We start from the raw sequence: 3,858 nt of genomic DNA, 5'->3' as shown, positions 1-3,858 counted from the left end.
TTATTCCAAATCCGAAGAGATGCATGACAAAGTGGTAGGTACGTTCATTGAGCGTGAATACTATCTTTCATAACAGATCTAACTATTGGGAGCATGACCAGCTCATTGGCTTTATTGTGATGTCGTGGCTGTTCAGTCTGTTACTGGAATATCTTGGGATGACTTTTTTCTGGCCGGATGAAGGCGCGGCTCACAGCCAGACGATGATGAAAACCGAGCTGCAATTTTTATCCACGGAGTTTACCCGGAGTCTGTTATTGTCAGAACCTTCACAAACGGTCTCTGACTGGCTGGCGCAGACCTATCAATGGCTGTTTGTTGACAGTGGTTTTCTGCACTGGATACAGGGGCAATCGCACTCTCAGCTTAATAGCCGCAATGATTTTCTGCGTGAATTCAATACGGTATTACATAGCATATCGGGTTATTTGCGGGAATATGCGCTGGCTACCGTGTTTATCACGATGGTGACGCTGATCCGGCTGGCGATTCTGGTGCTGTCCGTTCCGTTGTTTGTGATGGTGGTGTTGGTCGCGCTGGTTGACGGGCTGGGGCGACGGGACTTACGCCGGTATGGCGCAGGCTATGAATCGAGTTTTGTTTACCATCATGCTAAGCGGGGCATTAAACCGGCCTGCACCATTCTCTGTGTGCTGTATTTATCCTAGCCGGATGTGGTGTATCCTACGGTGATATTGTTGTCTGCGGCACTCTTGCTGGGGATGGCGGTGGTGATCACGACTTCGATGTTTAAGAAATACCTTTAAGTGCGACGTGAATATTTATTTCAATTAAAAACAATTTGATACATTGATTTGAAGTAAATTATAAGCTTCGCCAGTTATTGTCAAACATTCAATATCAGAATGAAGATTGACCTGTTGTACGACCAACAGTAGCCCAAGAGGACAGGCATTACGGGTAACGGTTTTGTCTGAAGCTCCTCCGGAAAGTAGCCACCGTTAGGTGTGATCATCCCTGTGAGGGGGGGATTACGATCCTCGAAGCAGCATCGGGGTAAGGCGCAAGGCTGACTGGTAGGGATAATGTAAGTGAATTGCTGATAAACATCGTTAATTTTGATGTGCCAAAGCTGCTGTCAGGCACTGACCAAAAGGGTATGTGGCTGGTTGCTCTTGTTTATAGTGGGAGCACGTCGTCATCAAAGCCACCGGTGAATAGGCAGATCCTAACCCAGTCGTGTAATTGGTGAGGAACACGGTAAGCCCGTATCGTTGCCCTCGGGGCAGGCAGACCGTAAGGAATGCTATTGACGGTGCGGGTAAAGGAGGATGGAGAAAGCGAAGGTCTGGTCGTAATAGCCAGAATACGGGTTGAAACATCACCTGACGCGAAAGTGAGCCCACTTCCATCTGGTCTTTAATCGCATGAAACCTGTAACACTCTGACGATAATGGAGGAAAGCAGCATGGTAGCGCACTCGGCAACATCAGTGTCTGCGCTTTCCCACGGTTTATTCTGCTGGCACGATATCGATTGGTGTCATGTTGAACAAACGGTGAGAGCACTACAGATCCGGATTGCGAAAGCGTGTAAGGCCAACAACTGGCGCAAAGTGAAAGCGTTGCAACGGATGTTGGTTCGCTCCCGAACCGCCAAATTTCTGGCGGTTCGGCGAGTGACTGAAAGTAGCGGTAAACGAACCCCTGGCGTTGACAGAAAATTATGGTCAACACCAGAAGCGAAGTGGAAAGCTGCCCAGACGTTAAAACGCCGGGGTTATCAGGCGAGTCCTCTTCGTCGGGTTTTCATCCCAAAATCAAAGGGTAAACATCGCCCTCTGGGCATTCCTACCCTGAAAGATCGCGCTATGCAGGCGTTGTATCTGCTGGCATTATCTCCTGTGGCAGAAACAACCGGCGATCCAAACAGCTATGGTTTCAGAGCAGAACGCTCAACGGCAGACGCAATGGCACAATTGTTTTGTTGCCTGTCGAAAAAACGTTCTCCACAATGGGTATTGGAAGCGGATATTAAAGGGTGTTTTGATCATATCAACCATAAGTGGCTGCTCGAACATATCCCTATGGATAAGAAAGTGCTGCGCAACTGGTTAAAATCAGGTGTCGTGTATCAGGGAAATCTGGCAGCAACAGAGGAAGGAACCCCACAGGGTGGGATTATCTCCCCAACACTGGCGAATATGGTTCTGGATGGATTAGAAGCCTTGCTTAAGAAACACATCGGCAAGGAACGCGCCCGGATAAACAAGATCAATATAGTGCGGTATGCCGATGACTTTGTAGTCACCTGCCGTTCGAAAGAAATGCTGGAAGAGCAGGTTAAATCCTGGATTGAAGGCTTTCTGTCCGAACGGGGATTGACGTTGTCTGAGGAAAAAACACACATTACACATATAGATACGGGTTTTGATTTTCTGGGGTGGAATTTTCGCAAATACGGCGGAAAGTTTCTGATCAAACCCGCCAAGAAGAATGTGCAAGCATTCTGTCAAAAAGTTAAGGAGACAATCACGGCCAATCGGGCGGCGAAGCAGGTGAATCTTATCCACATTCTTAACCGCCTACTGAAAGGCTGGGCACAGTACCATCAACCCGTGGTAGCCAAATCGACGCTTCATAAAGTGAATGCACAGATCTGGTTTATGCTCTGGCAATGGGCCAGACGGAGACATCAGAAGAAAGGAGCTCAATGGGTGAAAGATCGCTATTTTCACACCATAGGTAACCGGGACTGGGTCTTCGCCTCTGACACAGAAAGTGGAACGAGGGAAGGGGTACTGTATGATATCTCAAGTATCCCGATACGACGCCATTTAAAGGTGAAGGGGAAGTACAATCCATTTGATCCGGCATGGGAACAAGAGGGTGAAATGTTGCGGACGAAACGGATGATGAATAAGCTCCGGTATCGTCGGCAAATATTCATTCTTTATCGCGAACAACAGGGACGTTGTGCGTTGTGTAAAATGCCAATCACTCAAGAAACAGGCTGGCAGGAGCACAATCTGGTGCCTCGCCATCGGGGCGGCAGAGATGTCATCGGAAACAGAGTATTACTCCATCCTTCTTGCCATCATGAGGTTCATGAGCGCGAATTTTCGGTTAACACGCTGGCCTGCTAAGCAGGTTTATAAAGGCTTGAGCCGTATGCGGTGAAAGTCGCTCGTACGGTTCTTAGAGGGCGGGTGCGTAGTAATACGTGCTCGCTACTCGACATTGCTGGACGATGACCTACAAAACGGCTGTTGGTTTTGTAGGTCATCGTCAGCAGACAAGCCGCATGGCGGCGCGTCAGTCTGGTACTCACGTTAATCTATCCTGAGACCCATAGAGTATATATTGTCAATTTGGTTGCTCAAGACACCTCATATCCAAGGCATCAAAAAAAATTAAGGCTCATCAAATTATAATATTACCATTTGAAATAATTAAGTTATTTTTATTTTTATGCTCGATAAAATAATACCCATACGCAATATTGGATGTTATTTATGTCAAGTTATACATTGGATAATTCTTATAAACTGGCTAGCTATCGTTTATCATTATTAGAACAACAATTAGATCCTCTGACTCAGCGTCGTATAAAAATGCTCGACCTTGGCCAAGGTGCTCGTTGTCTGGAAATCGGGGCCGGAAATGGTTCAATAGCTAAATGGTTGTGTCAGCATGTTGGAGCTAACGGCAGTGTGGTGGCAACGGATATTAATACAATATTACTCAATCATATCATGCTCCCCAATCTGAAAATTTGGGAGCATGATATTCTAAAGTCGGTCATGCTCCCAATAGTTAGATCTGTTATGAAAGATAGTATTCACGCTCAATGAACGTACCTACCACTTTGTCATGCATCTCTTCGGATTTGGAATAA

General features: G+C 46.7%; 4 protein-coding genes and 1 pseudogene. 4 read left to right on the top strand and 1 reads right to left on the bottom strand.

Translation table 11 applies throughout. The features are described from left to right. Positions 1-98: 98 nt before the first annotated feature. Positions 99-767 (top strand): annotated as a pseudogene (locus AACS92_RS19785) (TIGR03747 family integrating conjugative element membrane protein); the annotation flags it as partial. Between the two features lie 306 nt (positions 768-1,073). Here the strand turns inward: AACS92_RS19785 and AACS92_RS19780 are convergent. Then, positions 1,074-1,451: a hypothetical protein gene (locus AACS92_RS19780; protein ID WP_193757014.1), complete on the bottom strand. Its 378-nt coding sequence runs from the start codon at positions 1,449-1,451 to the stop codon at positions 1,074-1,076. On the opposite strand from AACS92_RS19780, the gene ltrA reads away from it, so the two are divergent. From ltrA to AACS92_RS19765, 3 genes are all read left to right on the top strand, one after another. Continuing rightward, positions 1,430-3,106, top strand: a complete 1,677-nt coding sequence (gene ltrA / locus AACS92_RS19775) for a group II intron reverse transcriptase/maturase (protein WP_099111977.1) — start codon at positions 1,430-1,432, stop codon at positions 3,104-3,106. The two genes, AACS92_RS19780 and ltrA, sit on opposite strands and share 22 nt — an antisense overlap. A gap of 77 nt (positions 3,107-3,183) precedes the next feature. After that, positions 3,184-3,306 (top strand): hypothetical protein, encoded by a 123-nt coding sequence (locus AACS92_RS19770; protein ID WP_255398524.1) that lies wholly within the window; start codon positions 3,184-3,186, stop codon positions 3,304-3,306. A gap of 169 nt (positions 3,307-3,475) precedes the next feature. Further along, entirely contained in the window at positions 3,476-3,814 is a 339-nt protein-coding gene (locus AACS92_RS19765; protein ID WP_099111976.1) for an SAM-dependent methyltransferase, read from the top strand. The last annotated feature ends 44 nt before the right edge of the window (positions 3,815-3,858 follow it).

Source organism: Xenorhabdus sp. KJ12.1, assembly GCF_963876495.1.
GTDB lineage: Bacteria > Pseudomonadota > Gammaproteobacteria > Enterobacterales > Enterobacteriaceae > Xenorhabdus > Xenorhabdus stockiae.
This window is presented reverse-complemented; position numbering and strand designations above follow the sequence as displayed.